This is a genomic window from Cupriavidus basilensis OR16 (assembly GCF_000243095.1).
GTDB classification, from domain to species: Bacteria; Pseudomonadota; Gammaproteobacteria; order Burkholderiales; family Burkholderiaceae; genus Cupriavidus; species Cupriavidus basilensis_D.
Genome location: NZ_AHJE01000396.1, coordinates 1 through 306 on the forward strand (window position 1 = coordinate 1; position 306 = coordinate 306).

Annotated in this window: 1 pseudogene; it reads left to right on the plus strand. The window is 72.9% G+C overall.

Going from position 1 to position 306, the window contains the following annotated elements:
• A pseudogene (locus tag OR16_RS39330) lies at positions 1 to 277 on the plus strand (allophanate hydrolase); the annotation flags it as partial.
• Positions 278 to 306: the final 29 nt, after the last annotated feature.

Here is a 306-nt window from a genome sequence, read left to right on the forward strand (position 1 = left end):
GGCCAGCCCATCGTGCTGATGGCCGACGCGCAGAACCACCGGCGGCTATCCCAAGATCGGCGTGGTGATCGGCGCTGACCTGTGGCGCCTGGCGCAGGTGCCGCTGGGCGCGCCGGTGCGCTTTGTGCGCGTCACCCTGGATGGGGCCGCCGCCGCGCAGGCCGAACTGGATCGCTACCTGCAGCAACTGGACCAGGCCCTGCAGTGGCAGGGCGACGGCATGGCGATCGCCTCGCGGCGGCGCACGCGCACCCGCGCTGTCGCGGCAGTGGCCTGAACGGCGTGACGAGCAGCAAACGCACCCCC